The organism is Streptomyces sp. NPDC102279 (assembly GCF_044766365.1).
GTDB lineage: Bacteria > Actinomycetota > Actinomycetes > Streptomycetales > Streptomycetaceae > Streptomyces.
The window spans coordinates 730369-748478 of sequence record NZ_JBIWLU010000001.1 but is presented as its reverse complement, the minus strand read 5'-3'; the positions used below and the strand labels follow the sequence as shown (position 1 = coordinate 748478).

The 18110-nt window shown below is 71.2% G+C and carries 14 protein-coding genes; 6 read left to right on the top strand and 8 right to left on the bottom strand.

Annotated elements, in window-relative coordinates; genetic code table 11:
- Nucleotide 1 precedes the first annotated feature (1 nt).
- The gene (locus ACIRQH_RS03240; RefSeq protein WP_388865229.1) at nucleotides 2-1108 is read right to left on the bottom strand and encodes a PP2C family protein-serine/threonine phosphatase; all 1107 of its coding nucleotides are present in this window, start codon (nucleotides 1106-1108) and stop codon (nucleotides 2-4) included.
- A 359-nt stretch (nucleotides 1109-1467) separates the two neighbouring features.
- Here ACIRQH_RS03240 and ACIRQH_RS03235 point away from each other — a divergent pair, with 359 nt between their 5' ends.
- From ACIRQH_RS03235 to ACIRQH_RS03225, 3 genes are all read left to right on the top strand, one after another.
- Nucleotides 1468-2205, top strand: coding sequence for an anti-sigma factor domain-containing protein (locus tag ACIRQH_RS03235; RefSeq protein WP_388865231.1), 738 nt, complete (start codon nucleotides 1468-1470; stop codon nucleotides 2203-2205).
- 115 nt (nucleotides 2206-2320) lie between these two features.
- Nucleotides 2321-3976, top strand: a complete 1656-nt coding sequence (locus ACIRQH_RS03230; protein ID WP_388865233.1) for a sulfite oxidase — start codon at nucleotides 2321-2323, stop codon at nucleotides 3974-3976.
- 228 nt (nucleotides 3977-4204) lie between these two features.
- Entirely contained in the window at nucleotides 4205-5062 is an 858-nt protein-coding gene (locus tag ACIRQH_RS03225; protein WP_358820645.1) for a DMT family transporter, read from the top strand.
- A gap of 89 nt (nucleotides 5063-5151) precedes the next feature.
- On the opposite strand, the gene ACIRQH_RS03220 is transcribed toward ACIRQH_RS03225, so the two are convergent.
- From ACIRQH_RS03220 to ACIRQH_RS03205, 4 genes are all read right to left on the bottom strand, one after another.
- The gene (locus ACIRQH_RS03220; protein ID WP_388865776.1) at nucleotides 5152-5547 is read right to left on the bottom strand and encodes an SsgA family sporulation/cell division regulator; all 396 of its coding nucleotides are present in this window, start codon (nucleotides 5545-5547) and stop codon (nucleotides 5152-5154) included.
- A gap of 282 nt (nucleotides 5548-5829) precedes the next feature.
- Nucleotides 5830-8274, bottom strand: a complete 2445-nt coding sequence (locus ACIRQH_RS03215) for a SpoIIE family protein phosphatase (protein ID WP_404223995.1) — start codon at nucleotides 8272-8274, stop codon at nucleotides 5830-5832.
- Between the two features lie 138 nt (nucleotides 8275-8412).
- Nucleotides 8413-12684, bottom strand: coding sequence for a HAMP domain-containing protein (locus ACIRQH_RS03210; protein ID WP_404223907.1), 4272 nt, complete (start codon nucleotides 12682-12684; stop codon nucleotides 8413-8415).
- 358 nt (nucleotides 12685-13042) lie between these two features.
- The gene (locus tag ACIRQH_RS03205; protein WP_404223905.1) at nucleotides 13043-13924 is read right to left on the bottom strand and encodes an RNA polymerase sigma factor SigF; all 882 of its coding nucleotides are present in this window, start codon (nucleotides 13922-13924) and stop codon (nucleotides 13043-13045) included.
- A 416-nt stretch (nucleotides 13925-14340) separates the two neighbouring features.
- Here ACIRQH_RS03205 and ACIRQH_RS03200 point away from each other — a divergent pair, with 416 nt between their 5' ends.
- Nucleotides 14341-15276, top strand: coding sequence for an anti-sigma factor RsbA family regulatory protein (locus ACIRQH_RS03200; RefSeq protein ID WP_404223903.1), 936 nt, complete (start codon nucleotides 14341-14343; stop codon nucleotides 15274-15276).
- Between the two features lie 152 nt (nucleotides 15277-15428).
- Here the strand turns inward: ACIRQH_RS03200 and ACIRQH_RS03195 are convergent, their stop codons facing one another.
- The gene (locus ACIRQH_RS03195; RefSeq protein WP_358822783.1) at nucleotides 15429-15986 is read right to left on the bottom strand and encodes a DNA starvation/stationary phase protection protein; all 558 of its coding nucleotides are present in this window, start codon (nucleotides 15984-15986) and stop codon (nucleotides 15429-15431) included.
- A 309-nt stretch (nucleotides 15987-16295) separates the two neighbouring features.
- Here ACIRQH_RS03195 and ACIRQH_RS03190 point away from each other — a divergent pair, with 309 nt between their 5' ends.
- On the top strand, nucleotides 16296-16655 hold the full coding sequence (locus ACIRQH_RS03190; protein ID WP_388865242.1) for a DUF5133 domain-containing protein: 360 nt from the start codon (nucleotides 16296-16298) through the stop codon (nucleotides 16653-16655).
- A gap of 95 nt (nucleotides 16656-16750) precedes the next feature.
- Here ACIRQH_RS03190 and ACIRQH_RS03185 read toward each other — a convergent pair whose 3' ends face one another.
- The gene (locus ACIRQH_RS03185; RefSeq protein ID WP_358821268.1) at nucleotides 16751-17152 is read right to left on the bottom strand and encodes an STAS domain-containing protein; all 402 of its coding nucleotides are present in this window, start codon (nucleotides 17150-17152) and stop codon (nucleotides 16751-16753) included.
- Between the two features lie 124 nt (nucleotides 17153-17276).
- Nucleotides 17277-17423, bottom strand: a complete 147-nt coding sequence (locus tag ACIRQH_RS03180) for a hypothetical protein (protein WP_358821267.1) — start codon at nucleotides 17421-17423, stop codon at nucleotides 17277-17279.
- Between the two features lie 256 nt (nucleotides 17424-17679).
- On the opposite strand from ACIRQH_RS03180, the gene ACIRQH_RS03175 reads away from it, so the two are divergent.
- On the top strand, nucleotides 17680-18039 hold the full coding sequence (locus ACIRQH_RS03175) for a hypothetical protein (RefSeq protein ID WP_358821266.1): 360 nt from the start codon (nucleotides 17680-17682) through the stop codon (nucleotides 18037-18039).
- Nucleotides 18040-18110 lie beyond the last annotated feature (71 nt).

Below are 18110 nucleotides of genomic sequence, written 5' to 3'. Positions count from 1 at the left end.
GTCACGCCCCGTCGCGAGACAGCGGCGCCAGTACGAGCATCGTCACGTCGTCGCGGATCGAGGGGCAGAAGGTGGTGAGGTCCTTCCAGACGCGTTCGGGAAGGGCGTCCGTTTGCTCGTCGGCGAACGTGGTGAGGCGGTCCGGCAGAGGGTAGAAGGCGCCGGACGGATCGCGGCTCTCGCTCACGCCGTCCGACGCCAGGAACAGCCGGTCGCCGGGCTCCAGGTCGACGGTGCGGCACTCGGGAGGGGCCAGCCCGAAGAACCCCGTGCCGACCGGCGGTCCCGGCTCGCTGTCGAGTTCGAGGGCCTTCGCGCCGCGCAGCAGCAGCGGACGCGGATGCCCGCAGGACACCAGCCGCACCGCGTCCGCCGAGGGCGAGAACTCCAGCAGCAGCACGGTCGCGAACATCTCCGCGTGCTCGCAGCCCGACGAGTCCACGACCAGCCTGCGGTCCAGCCGTGCCGCTGCCTCGACGAGGTCGCGCTGGTCGAGGACGGTCTCCCGGAACGCCCCCAGGAGCGACGCGACCGTCCCCACCGCGGACAGCCCGTGCCCCTGTACGTCACCCATCACGGCCCGGACACCGAAGGGACCGTCACGCACGTCGAAGAAGTCGCCACCGACCAGCGTCTCCCGCTGCGCGGGCCGGTACAGACCCTCGCAGCGCACCGGCCCGACCCGGTCGGGCAGCGGGGGCAGCACGGCGAGCTGGGCGGCCTCAGCCACCGACCGCACGGTGACCAGGTGCTGTTCCCTGCGGCTGCGGACCAGGGCGACGAGAACGCTGAGCAGCGCGATGAAGATGACGGTGACGAGGTCGGCATTGCCCGGATGGTTGAGCTGTATGGCGGGGATGTTCAGCAGGACCACGACGACCACACCGAACGCCGCCGTCGCCACCGGCCCGTAGGACAGGACGGCGAGCGAGGGGATGGCGCCCAGCAGGAACCCGATGTCCAGCGCGCGGCTTGTCGCGAGCTCGGCGACGCAGACGCCGACCAGCAGGACGATCGGAAGCAGCCGTACCCAGCGCGGAGGGGGTGAGCCCCGCAGCCAGCCCCGGTCCCCACCGTCCCGCTCGCCGGGCGCGGCCTTCGTGGCCATGGCACTCCTCCTTACGCCACCACGCTCCTCCATTCCGGACGGCCGCGCATTCCGGCCGGCCGGCCCGGGCGGACCCTGCCGCCTGGTGGGCGCGCGAAGCCCCGCCACCACGGGGATAGGGGGTGACGGGGCTCCACCCCTCGGGTGCCCGGCGCGCGGTGCTTCACCCGGGCCCGTGAGGAATCGCACACCAATCCGCGGCCCCTTCGGCTGCGGATTACCGTCGATGGGCTGTGCGCCGGGAAAGGACTCCGAATGTCGCGTGGAATTCTCGCAGGTGCATTCCCGGCCGGGACGGAGCCCGATCGCTCCGCGTTCGCCGGGCGGTTCCGTTTCGCGGCCGTCTCCCGGACGTCGCCATGAGAAACGACCCGCATCTGCTGATGGGTGCCTACGCGCTCGACGCGCTGGACCCCGCCGAACGAACCGAGTTCGAGCGGCACCTGGGCTCCTGCCCGGTCTGCAGGACCGAGGCGGAGGAACTCCGGGAGACCGCGGCCCGCCTCGCCGCTGCCGCGACGGTCCGCCCGCGAGGAGAGTTCCGGCAGGACGTGCTGACGCGTATCGAGGGAACACGGCAGGTCCCGGCCCACATGCTGCGGACGAGGTTCCCGGCTTACAGCGGACGGTCGCGCCGCGCCGCGCGCTGGGCCGTCGCGGCCTGTGTCGCCGGCGCCCTCGCGTTCGGCGGCGCGAGCGTGTCGCAGAACCAGCGGGCCGGTGCCGAACAGGCCCGGGCGGAACAGCGACTGGTCCTCGTCACCGCCCTGTTGGCCGCCCCGGACACCCAGACGCAGTCCCTGCCGCTGACCGGTGACGCCACCGCCCGCCTGGTCGTCTCGCACCAGGTGGACCGCGCCCTGTTCGCCGCCGACACCGTCCCCTCACCGGGGCGGGGCCGCGTGTACGAACTCTGGTTCGACGACGCCGGGGTGATGCGGCCCGCCGGACTCGTGCACCCCTCCCGCGACCCCGTCACCGTCCTCCTCGACGGCGGCATCGGCACGGCCTCCGGACTGGGCGTCACCGTCGAGCCCGCCCGGGGTTCGGCCCACCCCACGTCGACGCCCGTGGCACTGCTCGGCTTTCACGCCTGAGGGGCCGGATGCGGACGACGGACCCCACCGGGGCGGCCGGGAGGAAATGGCCGTACGAGATGAATTTCCCGTCCGGACCAATCCGCCGGGCCACCGGAATCGGATTCCCACCGTGATGACAGGACAGAAGGACCGGAATGCGCGGAAGAATTGGGTGCGCTACCCGCTCGGTGCGCTGAGCGGATTTCTCGCCGGATTCGCCGCACTCGCCACGGCCGAACTGGTTTCCGCGCTCGTACGGCCGGAAGCGGGTCCGATCGTGGCCGTCGGGGGCGCCGCCATCGACCGCACGCCGCCCGCCGTGAAGGACTGGGCGATCCGGCATTTCGGCACGAACGACAAGCTCGTCCTCCAGCTCGGCATCCTGGTCGTCCTCGCCCTGTTCGCCGGAGTGCTCGGCGCGTTCGCCGTACGCCACCGGCGCGCCGGAGCGGCGGGCGTGCTCCTCTTCGGTGTCATCGGCGGCGCCGCCGCGCTCAGCCGGCCCGACTCCACGAGCTGGACCGACGCCCTGCCGTCGGTGGTCGGAGCCCTGTGCGGCGCGGCCCTCCTGTACGTGCTGGTCGGACGGCTCACCGTCGCCCTGCCCGCACCCTCCGCGCCGGACCCCCAGCCGGACGAGAACCACTCCGCGGCGACCGTCGGAGCTGCCGCCCCGGCCGTCGCGTCGAGGGACTCCGGCTGGGACCGGCGCGGATTCATCATCGCCGCCACAGCGGCGGCCGCGGCCTCGGCCGGAGCGGGAGCTCTGGGCCGGTCGCTGAACGGCGACCGCGGCCAGGACGCGGTCGCCTCGCGCGACAGACTGGTGCTGCCCGCCGCGTCCTCCCGGGCCAGGCCCACCCCCGGCGGCGCACAGCTCCGCATCCCGGGGATCAGCCCCTTCGTGACGCCGAACGGCGACTTCTACCGCGTCGACACCGCCCTGGTCGTCCCCAAGGTGGACGCGACCGCCTGGCGGCTGAAGATCCACGGCAAGGGCGTGACCCGCCCCATGACCTTCACGTTCGACGACCTGCTCCGGCGCGAGCTGATCGAGCGGAACGTCACGCTGACCTGCGTGTCCAACGAGGTCGGCGGCCCCTACGTCGGAAACGCCCGCTGGATCGGCGTGCGGCTGGCCGACCTCCTCGCCGAATGCGGCGTGCGGCCGCCGTCCAAGGGCGGCCCGGCCGATCAGCTGGTGGCCCGCTCGGTCGACGGCATGACCATCGGCAGTCCCGTGGACGACGTGATGGACGGCCGGGACGCGATGCTCGCCGTGGGGATGAACGGCCGGCCGCTGCCGTTCGAGCACGGCTTCCCGGTACGGATGCTCGTCCCCGGCCTCTACGGCTACGTGTCGGCGTGCAAGTGGATCAAGGACATCGAGCTGACCACCTTCGACGCCTACGACCCGTACTGGGTGAAGCGGAAGTGGGCGCGCAGGGCGCCCATCAAGACCGAGTCCCGTATCGACACCCCGAAGCCCTTCGCGCGGCCGAAGGCGGGCACCGTCATGGTCGCCGGAGTCGCCTGGGCCCAGCACCGGGGGATCGACAAGGTCGAGGTGCGGGTCGACGACGGCGCCTGGCAGGAGGCACGCCTCGCCTCCGAGGACACCGTCGACACCTGGCGGCAGTGGTCGTTCCCCTGGCAGGCCACGAGCGGCGGCCACACCCTCACGGTCCGGGCCACCGACCGCACGGGCCGGGTGCAGACGGCCAAGCGCACCCAGACCATCCCGGACGGTGCCAGCGGCAGGCACTCAGTCGTCGTCACCGTCGACTGACATCTCGCGACCCGCGGCTGGTCTTCGTCCACCTCATGATCACCACCGGTCCGCAGCGGACGGCGAGTGCCACCGGCGGGGACCATGGGAAGGCGGCGGTGACGGGGCGCGCCGGCTGCTCCTGTCCCGGTCCCGCCCGGCTCTGATCACTCCAGCGAGCGAGCGAGCGTCCGCCCGACCGGTCGGCCCGGGATGCCACGGCCCGCCGTCCCGGGGCATGGTGGAGGGGTGATAGCGCTGGCCGTACTGTTCGCCGTGCTCGGAGCCGCCAGCAACGCCATGGGTACGGCGTTCCAGCGCAAGGCGGCCTCCCGCGTCCCCCAGGGCGGCGGACTGCGGCTCATCCTGGAACTCGCGCGGCAGCCCGCGTGGCTGATCGGCATCGCCGGCGTGGCCGGAGCGGCGCTCTTCCAGGCCCTCGCCCTGGTGAACGGGCCCCTGTCCCTGGTCCAGCCCCTGTTCATCCTGGAGCTCCCGTTCGCCCTGATGATCGCCATTCCGCTGCTGCACCGCAGCCTCCCCGGCGCGGGATGGTGGGCCGTCGCCGGCGTGGTGGCCGGCCTCGGTCTCGTCCTCGTCGCCGCCGACCCGTCGGGAGCGGAGACGTCCGCCCCGATGGCGCGCTGGATCCCGATGCTGATCCTGTGCCTCTCGGCGGTCGCCGTCGCCGTCGCGGTCTCGCGCCCCGGACGGCCTCCGCTGTTCCGCGCGGCGGTGCTGGGATCGGCCTCGGCCATCAGCAACGCCCTGACGGCCGCGCTCCTGAAGTCGGCCGTGGGCACACTGGAGGACGACGGCTTCGTCGCCTTCCTGAGCGTGTGGCAGACGTACGGGTTCGTCGTGACCGGCATCGGCGCCGTGCTGCTGCTGGAGAACGCCCTCCAGGCGGGCCCGTTGGCCGCCTCGCAGCCCGCCCTCACGATCGGCGACGCCACGGTGAGCCTGCTCCTCGGCGTCTTCCTCTTCGGCGAGACGGTCCGCACCGGCTGGTGGCTGCTCCCCGAACTGGCCGGGGCCGGCCTCGTCCTGTGGGGCGTCCTGCGGCTGACCCGGGTGGTGCCGCACGTGGGGGAAGTCGCCCGCTGACCGGCCACGGCGCGGTCGCACCCGGCGCGCTCACGGTCGCGGCACCCCGGAGGGCGACGCGACCCGCTCCGGCAGAGGACCCGGTCGCGTCAGCCGCCGGCGATGACCTCCGCGAGGAACCCGTCGAGGGAGACCTGCTCCTCGCCGGCGGCGACGATCCGGTGCGTCTCGTCCAGGAACGACAGGATCGCGGGAGCCCATCCGACGACCACCGCGTGCTGGCGTCCGCCGTCGGAGTGCGGGCGGCCGAAGAACTCCAGCCGCACCTCCCGCCAGATTCCGGTGGCCCGCGGGCCGATGCGCACATCGCCCTCACCCACCGGACGCTCGATCCCCTCGGCCAGCATCTCGCGGTCGAGCCGCCACCGGGCCAGCACCAGACCGTCGTGACTGAAGGTCATGGTGACGGCGAACGGGTCGTCGGCGCGATACGCGAGATGAGCCATGACGGGGGAACGGCCCGTGGTCTCGGTGACGAGCTGCATGACGAGCGTTCGGCGCACGGATGTGATCAAGACAGGCCCCTGGGGAAGGACGGACGGAGAACTCCCTAGTACCCGCACCAGCCCCGTCATGCTGCTCCATCCGGGGGAAAGAATCCCGGAAACTCGTGTGCATGCATCGCTGAGACCGGGGCACCAGCATCCTGAGACAGCTTGAGGACGCCATCCCCCCTGGCGGACCCGAGCTTCGCGGCCCCGCAGGCAGTCACCCCCCCCGGCTGTCGGCGGGGCCGCCTCACTGTTCCGGTCCCGGACCGGCGCCCGTCAGCCGACGGCGCCTCCGGACCCGTCGATCCCTTCCCCCGCCTCCTCGGTCCCGTCCCCGGGTCCGGCCTCCTCCACCTGGATACCGACGATGCAGGTGTCGTCGTCCGTGTCGGACCTGCTGTACGTCAGCAGCCGGTCGAGCTGGTGGTCCAGGGTCCGGGAGGTCGTACGCGCCGCCTGGAGCAGTTGGCGCAACGACACCTCCACCGAGCGGTCGCGCCGTTCGATCAGGCCGTCCGTGAACATCAACAGGGTGTCGTGGACGGCCAGTTGTACCTCGTCCTCCTCGAACGTCGCCTCGGGTACGGCGCCGAGCAGGATGCCCTTGACCAGGGGGAGCGGGGTGGCGTCCGCGTCACGGACCAGCACGGGGGGCAGATGCCCCGCCCTTGCCCAGCGCAGCACGCGGCGGCGCGGATCGTAGATCCCGCAGACCGCGGTCGCGGTGACTCCTCCGGTCAGATGGTGCGCCACGGCGTTGAGCCACGACAGCAGCTGACCGGGTCCGGCACCCGTCACGGCCAGTCCGCGCAATGCGTTGCGCAGGACCACCATGCTGGTCGCGGCCTCTATGCCGTGCCCCGCCACGTCCCCGACGCACAGCAGGACCAGACCGGAGGGCAGCACGACGGCGTCGTACCAGTCGCCGCCGACCAGCTGCTCGGTCTCCGCCGGCCGGTAGCGGACCGCCACGCCGAGTCCCGGCGCCCGCAGCGGGGCCTGGGTGGGCGGCATGATCGCGTGCTGCAACTGGAGCGTCAGCCGGTTGCGTTCATGGGCCTGCTGCTCGGTGTGCGCGAGCTGGTCACGGGTGACGGCCAGCGCGACCTCGGTCCAGTGCTGGGCCGAGATGTCCTGGTAGGCGCCGCGGACCACGAACAGCCGTTCCTCGGCATCGAGCACCGGCTCGGCCACCATCCGGATGTGCCGGGTGACCCCGTCGGGCCGCTGCAGCCGGAACGCCGCCGACGCGGGCCGCCGATGGTGCAGGACCGTACGCAGGAAGCGGCCGATGGTGACGGCGTCGTCCGGATGCGTGTGCGCGGACAACTCCTCCAGCGGCACCGGGCCGACCGAGGGGGAGCGGCCGTACAGGTCGAAGAGGGTGTCGTTCCAGATGATCTCGCCGGTGAGCAGGTTCTCCTCGAACCCGCCGATCCTGCCGAGCCGTTGGGCGTGCTGGAGCAGGCTCGCGAGCCGCGCGGTCTCGTCCTCGATGCGCCAGATGAACAGCAGCGCCCCGCCGTGCCGGCTGACGCTGATGTCGGCCACCGACGACAGCGGCACCTGGTCGACCAGCGCCGTCAGATCCATCCGCCGGGCACGGAACGGCTCCCCGGTGGCGTACACCCGCTCGATGCACTGGAACAGCTCGCTGTCCCCGGCTGCCATCGGGTAGGCCTCCAGCAGCAGCGCGCCCTGGACCGATCCCCGGCGCCGGCCCGCCGGGTCGAGGAACCGGCTGTTCACGTGGCGGATACGGAAGTCCGCCAACCGCCCCTGACCGTCCAGGTGCGGCACCAGCACGAGAGCGGGGTCGTGCAACCCGTCGGCGAGGTCGACCAGTTCGGCGACCTCCGTCGTCCCGCGGGCGTCCCGGTCCTCGCCCGGAGGCGCATGCGTCTCCAGCGTGTGCGAGCACAGCTCGGCCAGTGCCTCGACCTGACGTACGACCTGCGGGGACTGAGGCGCCGGAGCGGACGGCCAGGCGATTTCGAGGACGCCGTGGACACGGCCTCCGGAACCGGCCGGGACGGCCACCCGTCCGCCCTCCGGAAGGGCCGCGTGCCCGATGGAGGGCAGCCCGGTGCCGGACAGCGAAGCGGCCCACTGCGTCGACCGCTCGGTCAGCGCGAGGCGCGCCATGGTCGCCACGCCCGGCGGCACATAGCGCCAGCGTCCGGCCTCGTCTGCCGAGAACCCCGCGCTGCCCGCCAGCGACAGCGAACCGTCCGCGCCTGCCGCCCAGACGGCCACGGCGACGGCCCCGAGCGGGGCCAGCGCGTGCTGGAGCAGGGAGTCGGCGACCGCCTGGGTGTCGCTCGCGGCCAGGGCGCCGCTCTCCGCGGCGCGCAGCCGCACGGCGGGGGTGTCGTCCTCGGAGGCGCCGGCCGCCGTGACGGCGAGGAAGGTGCTGGTCACCTCCGAAAGCCGGTCGTGCGCAGCCTGGTTGATGATCTCGACGGCGAGCTGGAGCTGCGACACTCTCGCCTGCCCGGCCAACTCGGCGAGCTGGCGGGCCGCTTGGGCGGGACCGCAACTCAACCGCTCGACCAGGATGCCCTTGGCCAGCTCGATCAGCGCGCGACCGTCCGCCTCCAGATGGGCCGCCCGCACCTCTCGGCGCAGCCGCTCGACCGTGGCCGCCAGCCGGCCGACCGGAGACGTGCCGCCCGTGCCCGCGGGGCCCCCGGCCCGTCCCACCTCCGACGCCCCGGACACGTCGTCGGCGTCGGTAGCTTCAGGACTGTTCACCGTGCGACTACTCCTCGGCGGGGACGCCCGAAGGCGTGGGGGAGGGGCGCCGGCGCGGGGGGTTCTCCCGCCGCCCGGCCGCACCTGTCGGTGCCGAACGCCATGTCACTCTCCGAGCCAGCGGTGGACACAGGCGATGAGGTCGTTGGTGTCGACCGGCTTGGTGACGTGGTCGCTGGCCCCCGACAGCAGGCTCTTCTCCCGGTCTCCCGGCATGGCCTTCGCGGTCACCGCGATGATCGGCAGGCCGGCGTACCGGGGCATCTTCCGGATCTCGGCCGTCGCCGTGTACCCGTCCATCTCGGGCATCATCACGTCCATCAGGATCAGCGCGATCTCGGGCCGGGCCAGCAGCGTCTCGATGCCCTTCCTGCCGTTCTCCGCGTGCAGCACCTGGAAGCCGTGCAGCTCCAGAATGCCGCTGAGCGCGAAGAGGTTGCGGGCGTCGTCGTCGACGACCAGCACCGTACGGCCCCGGAACGCGTCGTCGATCGGCTGCGCGGGCTGGCGCCTCGCCTCCTCGGCACGCACCAGCGGCACCACGTCGCCCGGCTGTTCGGCGGACAGGTGCAGGGCGATGCGCTCGCGCAACTCGTCCAGGCTCGACAGGAACTCCAGGGACCGGGCGCCGGAGCGGGACTGCAGCGCCTGTTCCTGCGCGAGGTCCACGCGGCTGCCGTTGTGGACGAGGACCGGCACGGTCGCGAGAGCCGAGTCGCCCTCGACGGCTTCGAGGAACCGGGCCGTCTCCCCGCCCGGCAGGCCGAGTTCGAGGATCACGCAGTGCCACGGCTCGGCGGCGAGGGCACTCGCCGCCTCCTGCGCCCCGACGACCGTGACGACGTCGACGGACTCGCGTGCGTCGCCCTCGTCACGGCTGCGCGCCACGTCCCCGACCGCGCTCTCCGCGACCAGCGTCAGCAGGCCCCGAGGCCGGTCCTCGACGACCAGCAGCCGGCGCCGGCGGGAGCGGTCGGGACGGGTCGAACCGGTGATCGCGTGCCGGGGCTCCGCGGGCGCCAAGGCGTCCGGTCCCCCCTCCGGTTTCCGGCCGCCGGCCAGCAGCGCCTCGAACTCGGGCCGGGCGACCGGCAGGAAGAGCGTGAACGTACTGCCCTGCCCCGGGACGCTGTCGACGGTCACCGCGCCACCCAGCAGATGCGCGATCTCCCGGGTGATGGACAGCCCGAGCCCGGTCCCGCCGTACTTGCGGCTCGTCGTCCCGTCCGCCTGCTGGAAGGCGCCGAAGATCGTCTCCAGCTGCTGCTCCGGAATGCCGATGCCGGTGTCCTTGACCCGGAAGGCGGCCACGGTTCCGCCGCGCCGGACGCCCGGCGGGATCTCCTGGTCCGCCGCGGGTTCGATCCGCAGCTCGACGCGCCCGCGTTCGGTGAACTTCACGGCGTTCGACAGCAGGTTGCGCAGTACCTGGCGCAGCCGGGAGTCGTCGGTGAGGAGGTCGACAGGGGCGCCGGGAGCGGTGCTGACCGTGAAGTCCAGGCTCTTCTGCGACGTCATGGGGCGGAAGGTGGCCTCGACGTACTCCAGGAGCTGGCGCAGCGGGACCCGTTCGGGGGTGACGTCCATCTTTCCGGCCTCGACCTTGGACAGGTCGAGGATGTCGTTGATCAGCTGGAGCAGGTCGGAACCCGCGGAGTGGATGATCCCGGCGTACTCGACCTGCTTCGGCGTGAGGTTGCGCGAAGGGTTCTGCGCCAGCAACTGGGCAAGGATGAGCAGGCTGTTGAGTGGCGTCCGCAGCTCGTGGCTCATGTTCGCGAGGAACTCGGACTTGTACTTCGAGGCCAGCGACAGCTGCTGCGCCCGCGCCTCCAGTTCCTGCCGGGCCTGCTCGATCTGCAGGTTCTTCGCCTCGATGTCGCGGTTCTGGGTCGCCAGCAGGGAGGCCTTGTCCTCCAGCTCCGCGTTGGACCGCTGGAGTTCGTCCTGCTGGACCTGCAACTCCTCCGAACGGGCCTGGAGTTCGGCGGTAAGCCGCTGCGACTCGCCGAGCAGCTCGTCGGTGCGGGCGTTGGCGACGATGGTGCTGACGTTGACGCCGATGGTCTCCATCAGCTGCTCGAGGAAGGTCCGGTGGCCCTGCGTGAAGCGGGTCACCGAGGCCAGCTCGATGACGCCGAGGACCTGCTCCTCGACAACGATGGGGAGCACCATGAGAGCGGTCGGGGCCGTCCGCCCGAGGCCGGAGGAGATGGTGACGTAGCCCGGCGGCACGTCGTCGACGGTGATGGCGCGGCGGCTGCGCGCGGCCTGGCCGACGAGTGAACGGCCCAGCGGGATCCGGGTGGGCCGTCCGTCCTCGTCGGGGTAGCCGTACGAGCCGACGAGCCGCAGCTCCGTCCCCTTGGCGGTCTCCTCGGCCAGATAGAACGCGCCGTACTGCGCGGCGACCAGCGGGGTGAGTTCGTCCATGATGAGGTCGGCGACGACGTCCAGGTCGCGATAGCCCTGCATCAGGCCGGAGATCCGCGCCAGGTTCGTCTTGAGCCAGTCCTGCTCCTGGTTGGCGCGCGTCGTCTCACGCAGCGACTCCACCATGGAGTTGATGTTGTCCTTCAGGTCCGCGACCTCGCCCGAGGCCTCGACGGTGATGGAGCGGGTCAGGTCGCCCTCGGCGACGGCGCTGGTGACCTCGGCGATCGCACGGACCTGGCGGGTGAGGTTGCCGGCGAGCTCGTTCACGTTCTCGGTCAGCCGCTTCCATGTACCCGAGACGCCTTCCACCTCGGCCTGGCCGCCGAGCCGGCCCTCGCTGCCGACCTCCCGCGCCACCCGGGTGACCTCCGCCGCGAACGCGGAGAGCTGGTCGACCATGGTGTTGATGGTCGTCTTGAGTTCGAGGATCTCGCCGCGGGCGTCGACATCGATCTTCTTGGACAGGTCGCCCTTGGCGACGGCCGTCGTCACCAGGGCGATGTTGCGCACCTGTCCGGTGAGGTTGTTGGCCATCGAATTGACGTTGTCGGTGAGGTCCTTCCAGGTGCCCGCCACGTTCGGTACGTGCGCCTGGCCGCCGAGGCGTCCCTCGGTGCCCACCTCGCGGGCGACGCGGGTCACCTCGTCGGCGAACGCGGACAGCGTGTCGACCATCGTGTTGATGACGTCGGCCAGGGCGGCGACCTCGCCCTTCGCCTCGACGGTGATCTTCTGCGACAGGTCGCCGCGGGCCACGGCGGTCGCCACCTGCGCGATGGAGCGGACCTGGCCGGTCAGGTTCGACGCCATCACGTTGACGTTGTCGGTGAGGTCCTTCCACGTGCCGGAGACGCCCCGCACGGTGGCCTGCCCGCCCAGGTTGCCGGCCGTGCCGACCTCGCGGGCGACGCGGGTGACCTCGTCGGCGAACGCCGAAAGCTGCTCGACCATCGTGTTGATGGTCTCCTTGAGTTCGAGGATCTCGCCGCGGGCGTCGACGGTGATCTTCTGCGACAGGTCGCCCTTCGCGACGGCCGTGGCCACCTGGGCGATCGAGCGGACCTGGGCGGTGAGGTTGCCCGCCATGAAGTTGACGGAGTCGGTGAGGTCGCGCCAGGTGCCCTTGACCCCCTTGACGTCGGCCTGGCCGCCGAGGCGTCCGTCGGTGCCGACCTCGCGGGCGACGCGGGTGACCTCGTCGGCGAACGCGGACAGCTGGTCGACCATCGTGTTGATGGTGTTCTTGAGTTCGAGGATCTCGCCGCGGGCGTCGACGGTGATCTTCTGCGACAGGTCGCCCTGGGCCACCGCCGTCGTGACCTGCGCGACATTGCGGACCTGGGCGGTGAGGTTGCCGGCCATGAAGTTGACGGAGTCGGTGAGGTCGCGCCAGACACCTCCGACGCCGGGCACCTGGGCCTGGCCGCCGAGGCGTCCGTCGGTGCCGACCTCGCGGGCGACGCGGGTCACCTCGTCGGCGAACGCGGACAGCTGGTCGACCATCGTGTTGACGGTCTCCTTCAGCTGGAGGATCTCGCCGCGCGCCGGAACGTCGATCTTCTGCGACAGGTCGCCCTTGGCGACCGCCGTGGCCACCTGCGCGATGTCACGGACCTGGGTGGTCAGGTTGCCGGCCATGGCGTTGACGGAGTCGGTGAGATCGGCCCACGTACCGGAGACACCCGGCACCTCCGCCTGCCCCCCGAGCGTGCCCTCCGTGCCCACCTCCCGGGCGACCCGGGTGACTTCGGAGGTGAACACCGACAGTTGGTCGACCATGCCGTTGAACACGGTCGCGATGTCGCCGAGAAGACCGCCGGCCTCGTCCGGAAGCCGGGTGCCGAAGTCGCCGTCGCGCACGGCGGTGAGGCCGGCCAGCAACTGACGCAACTCCTGCTCGCCCGGGGTCCGTCCGGACGTCCCGCTCGCTGCCCTGGTCATGCCCACCCTCGTTCCGCTCCCCTGGAGTCCCGTGACACGGAACTCGGAACCACGCCGGGCCCACGGCGGCCCCCACACCTGTCCGTGGAAATTCCGGCGGATCGCGGGTCGTCCCGCCAAGAAAATACGCCGCAGGCTAACCCAGAACGCGGGTTGTGAACAAAGCGTGAGAGATAACTCTTCGGCAGCCGGAAAATGTTGCCGAGGACAGGAATAAGGGCGCGAGAAGGGGACACACAGGACCCTCTCCGTCCAGGTGGACGGGCCTACGCACGGCGAGGTCCCGCCGCCCCGCGCCGGACCGGGGTCCTGGCGGGGAACGACGGGACCGTCGAACCGGGTGTGACGAGCGGGCGGATCAGGCGACCGAGGGGTCCAGCAGGCCCGTGCGCAGCCGCTTGATGATGCGGGTGATCAGCCGGGAGACGTGCATCTGCGAGATGCCGAGCTCCTCACCGATCTGGGCCTGGGTGCGCTCCTCGACGAAACGCATGTGGATGATCCGGCGCTGGCGGTCGTCCAGCTCGGCGATGAGCGGGGCCAGCGAGTTGAAGTCCTCGACCAGTTCCAGCGACGGGTCGTCCTCACCGAGGAAGTCCGCGAGCACGGCCTCGCCGTCGGCGCCGCCGTCGGCGGTGAGCGCGGCGTCGAGGGAGGAGGAGTTGTAGCCGTTCGACGCCTTCCGGGCCTCGATGACCTCTTCCTCGGACAGCGACATCAGCTCGGACAGCTCGCGGGTGGTCGGCGTGCGGCCGAGGCGGGTGCGGAGCTCCTCCGTCGCCTTGGCGAGTTCGACGCGGGCCTCCTGCAGGCGGCGCGGCACGTGCACGGCCCAGCTGGTGTCACGGAAGAAGCGCTTGATCTCACCGACGATGTAGGGCACGGCGAAGGAGGTGAACTCGACCTCGCGGGTCAGCTCGAAACGGTCGATGGCCTTGATGAGCCCGATCGTGCCGACCTGGACGATGTCCTCCATCTCACCCTGGCTGCGGCTGCGGAAGCGCGCCGCCGCGTACCGGACGAGGGAGAGGTTCATCTCGATGAGGGTGTTGCGCGCGTACTGGTATTCGTGCGTGCCCTCTTCGAGCACCGTGAGCCGGTTGAAGAACTGCCGGGACAGTTCACGCGCATCCTTCGGGCTGACCTTCAGCGGCTGGGCGATCTGCGGGAGCGTGCTCTCCACCGTCGTCACTGCCGACTGCGCCGTGTGCGTTGCCTTCGCTGCCGTCACGGCTGCCATGCCGTCCACCCCAAATCGTCCGAAGGAATTGATGCCAGAACCCGTCTGCCCTGCATCACACCGCTCATGCCCCCCGACTCGAAACTTTCTTCAGATCCGTGTGCGGGGCGTCCCGGCCGGGAGGCGTTCCGGCCGCTGGCACTGTTCGGATGCACTCCGACGGTATCAACGCTCGAACGGAGACCTGGACGGTTCCGGCGGGCAAAGCGGGGCAAGTGAGGACCAGGCGCGGCCGATACGGCGCGGGCCACGTGGCAGGAACCGGGTCGGCCGGACCCTGCCGCGCAGAACGGTCGGCGAGGTGAGTCGGTGGAGATCGAGTGGCAAGAGGACGGCGCGCGGACGGGATCCGCCGCGGCGCACCGGAGGGCCGGACCGGCCGTGCGAATCACCGCAGGGAACCCGGGGGCCGGTTCGTGACGTCGGCGGCACCGTGCGACGAACCCTTCGTCCACCCGGCGCTCCTCTATCGCGGCGACCGTGAATACGTGGAGGCGACGACGCGTTTCGTCGCGGAGGGCGTAGCGGCCGCGGAACCGGTGGCGGTGGCCGTGCCGGCCCGCCGACTGGAACTGATCCGACGCGAACTCGGACCGCTCGGCGACGGCGTCCGCTGGATCGACATGACCCGGGACGGCAGGAACCCGGGCCGCATCATCCCCTCCGTACTGCGCAGGTTCACCGACGCGCATCGGGGCAGCCGGGTCCGGATCATCGGCGAACCCGTGTGGCACGGGCGTACGGCCGCGGAGTACCCGGCCTGTCTCCAGCACGAGGCTCTGATCAACCGGGCGTTCGGCGGACATGACGTAACGATTCTCTGCCCGTACGACGCGCGGGCCCTCTCCGACGAGGTGATCGCCGACGCGCACGCCACGCATCCTGTCGTCATCAGCGGCGGGCGGGAGCGTGTCAGCCGCGCGTTCGATCCGGACGCGGTGCTGGAGCGCTGCAACGAGACGCTGCGCCACCCGCCCGGAGCGGCCGCCCTCCGGTTCGACGCGGAACACCTTCCCGCCGTCCGCGACTTCGCGACGAGCGAGGCCCGGGAGCGCGGAATGGCACCGGAGCGCCTCCAGGACCTGAATCTCGTCGTCGCGGAGCTCACGACCAACAGTGTCGTGCACGGCGGCGGGTCGGGGACGCTGCGGATCTGGGCGGAGAGCGAGCAGATCGTGTGCGAGGTGCAGGACGGGGGACGGCTGGGCGATCCGCTGGCCGGCCGGCGCCCCCTGCGGCCCGAGCAGATCGGCGGACGCGGCCTGTTCCTCGTGCACGTCGTCTCGGACCTGGTCCGCGTCCACACGGGGGTCACGGGCACGACCGTACGTAGCTGCATCGCGCGCGGCTGAGTGCCGAGCCGGCGTGGTGGTCGCGTCGTCCGCCGGGTGGGCGGGGGAGAAGTCGGGGAGGCTCGGCGTGACGCGGAAGGCCAGTGGGGCCCGGACCGTTCCCGGTCCGGGCCCCACTGGCGACTGCTGCGCGCCACCGCTTCTTTCCGCCGCTACCGCGCGGCCGATCGCGCGGCGTCCTGCTCCGTGTGGGCGTCGCCCTGTGAGAGGGCGCCGCCGGAGCTTTCCAGGTGCGCGCGGACGAACCACTGGAACTGTTCGAGCGAGCGCAGCTGTTCGATGAGGAGGTCCTCGGTGACCGGGTCGATCTTGCCGACCTCGGAGACGGCCGCACGGTGGTCCTCGACGATGCCCGTGTAGACGAGGTCGAGGGCGCCGAGGTGGGCGATGGCGTCGGCCCGGCCGACGCTGTAGTCGTCCCAGGTCCGCTCGGCGACGAGCGCGCCCGGCGTACCGTGCGGCACGCCGCCCAGCGCCGAGATCCGCTCGGCGGTGTCGTCGGCCATCTCACGGACGCGGTCCACCTGGGGATCGAGCATCTCGTGGACGGCGATGAAATGCGGGCCCACCACATTCCAGTGAATGTGCTTCAGCGTCAGCGAAAGGTCGTCGAGAGCGTGCAGGCGCTTGCCCAGCACCTCGATGATCCGGCCACCGTCGTGCGTACTGATGCCGGGGACGGTGTACTTCGGTGTCGTGGAAGTCGCCATGTTCCTTTCCTTCCGCACAGAATTCCCGCGGGTTCTGTCGAGGTTCTCGGGGGTTCGCAGGCGTCCGCCGCCCGGGCGGTTCCGGTGCGGCTGCCTGCGGTACCAGCGGCCACGAAGGCCACGGTAATCGCCCGGACTTTCGAGTTCCCGAGTTCCTCCAGGCCACACCTGTGCCGTACACCGACCCGGTGCGACGAGATGTCGCCACGGAGAAAGTGTTGAGCCAAAGAGGTTGTGTGAGGCCGCTGTTGTGAATGAATCGGCGCTCACCGGGCACACGGTCGGAAAATAGAGAGAGGAGCCCTCGCCGTGCTCGTGCCCGACCCGAAGGTTGTCCGGAGACTGCTGACGCGTTACGCGGCTCTGAAGATCGCCTATGCCGAGAAGGAGACGCTGGAGACGGCGCGTCGGCTGGAGGACGTCACGTACACCCTTTGCGTGATGACGGGGAAGACCGGTGTCCATGACGCCGTCGTCGCGGCCGACGCCATGCTCGCGGCCGGCGGCAACCGGCGGGAGACCGAGAAGAGCGCGCTGGTGGGGAGCGGTGGGCCGACCGCTGTCGCGACGAACGGCATGACGACGGTCCCCGCACCGATGGCACGGACGCACACGGAGGCCGGGACGTTGGCCGGCCAGGGCGTGGGCGTGCCCGGTCCGCGCATGTGATGAGCGCCTGACATGAGGTGGGGCGGACCCGATCGGGTCCGCCCCACCTCATGTCGTGTGCCAACAGTGCCGCCGAACAGAAGGGGCCGGCCGGATCAGGGTGCCGACGTTCCCGTCCGCTCTTCCTCCTCCTGCAGCGAGTCCACCAGCGCCAGTGCTTCGTCGAGGGTCTCCGACACCGACACCGTGAGGCTGACTCCGGTGAGGTCGAGCACCCGTCGTACGGCAGGCGTCGGCGCGATGACGTGCACGCTGCCCGAGACGTTGCGCGCCTCCTGGTAGCTCCGCAGCAGGACGTTCATCCCCGAGGAGTCCATGAACGGGACCGCCGAGAGGTCGATCAGGAACCGGCGGCGCCCGTGATGGAACTGGTTCGCCAGGTGATGCTGCAGCTCCGTGGCCGTGTCGATGTCCAGCGAACCCTCGACGGTCAACAGCACGGCGTCTTCACGGGGCAGAGTGACATCGATGGACAGCGGCTCCAGGTCTGCGGACACGCTTACCTCCTACGTAAAAAAATATGGGTATAGGAGGCCTGGCTACCCCGGATGCTCGATTCGACGCACCTCGAACCCCGATCGTCGCAAAGATCGGGGTTCACCACGGCCGTCGCCGCCGGGGTCAGTGACGTCCGCGCAGCCTGCCGAAGAGCCGCTGCGCCTGGGCCCGACGCCGGGGATCCGCCGCGGCACGCCGAATCTCCTCGGCCGTACGCCGTCCCTGGGGACTCCTGGCGAACTCCTTGAGACGCTGCACCATTCCTGGCATGGCATTCCTTCCGGTGCGGGGGTCGGGCTTCTGCAGGGCCCGCTTACCCCGTCCTCGCCGTGTCAGGCCCGGCGGTGTCTGCGCGGCCCTGTCCTTCGAACGGCTGAACTACCTTGTCGGGTCCCGCTCGTTCTCCTCCTGTGAGCATCGTCGAGGCGGAGATGAGGAATCGATGAGCCGACACCGCAAGGGCCGTAGGCACCGCAAGGTGAACATGACGCCGCGTCCGGTCGGACCGAGGAGATCACCGCGCGCAGTGCAGGAGCAGGCCGTCACCCGGAACGCCGGGGCGACCCGGACCAGTGCTCCGATCCCCGGGCAGGACAGCACCGGTGAGAAGGCCGGGGTCGTGTCGAGGAAGGTCAGCGAGAGCGGGCTGAGCCGGCACGCCGTGCGTACCTGGGAGCGGCTGGCCGAAGCCGGTACGGGCGGAGCCGAGGTCGGTGAGCTGAGTGCGACCGTCGGCTTCCAGCGCTCGACCGTGCTCGGCCACCTCAAGGGCCTGGCCGAACTGGGGCTGGCCGAGGGCGAGGAGAGCGTGTGGCGGGCGACCGGTCCGGTGGAAGGCGCGGTGACGCGTGACGGCGTACGGGCCTCCGCCGGGGCCGCTTCCTAGAGCGACTTCGTGAGAGGGGCGCTGCCCCGGGGATAACCGCCCGGGGCAGCGCCCCTTGCCGTGTCGAGCCG

What these genes read in the sequence shown, in the direction of transcription:
- ACIRQH_RS03220 (WP_388865776.1), bottom strand. Translation starts at nt 5,547, where the DNA reads ATGCAGCTCGTCACCGAGACCACGGGCCGTTCCCCCGTCATGGCTCAT.
- ACIRQH_RS03240 (WP_388865229.1), bottom strand. Translation starts at nt 1,108, where the DNA reads ATGGCCACGAAGGCCGCGCCCGGCGAGCGGGACGGTGGGGACCGGGGC.
- ACIRQH_RS03210 (WP_404223907.1), bottom strand. Translation starts at nt 12,684, where the DNA reads ATGACCAGGGCAGCGAGCGGGACGTCCGGACGGACCCCGGGCGAGCAG.
- ACIRQH_RS03195 (WP_358822783.1), bottom strand. Translation starts at nt 15,986, where the DNA reads ATGGCGACTTCCACGACACCGAAGTACACCGTCCCCGGCATCAGTACG.
- ACIRQH_RS03230 (WP_388865233.1), top strand. Translation starts at nt 2,321, where the DNA reads ATGACAGGACAGAAGGACCGGAATGCGCGGAAGAATTGGGTGCGCTAC.
- ACIRQH_RS03180 (WP_358821267.1), bottom strand. Translation starts at nt 17,423, where the DNA reads ATGCCAGGAATGGTGCAGCGTCTCAAGGAGTTCGCCAGGAGTCCCCAG.
- ACIRQH_RS03205 (WP_404223905.1), bottom strand. Translation starts at nt 13,924, where the DNA reads ATGGCAGCCGTGACGGCAGCGAAGGCAACGCACACGGCGCAGTCGGCA.
- ACIRQH_RS03235 (WP_388865231.1), top strand. Translation starts at nt 1,468, where the DNA reads ATGAGAAACGACCCGCATCTGCTGATGGGTGCCTACGCGCTCGACGCG.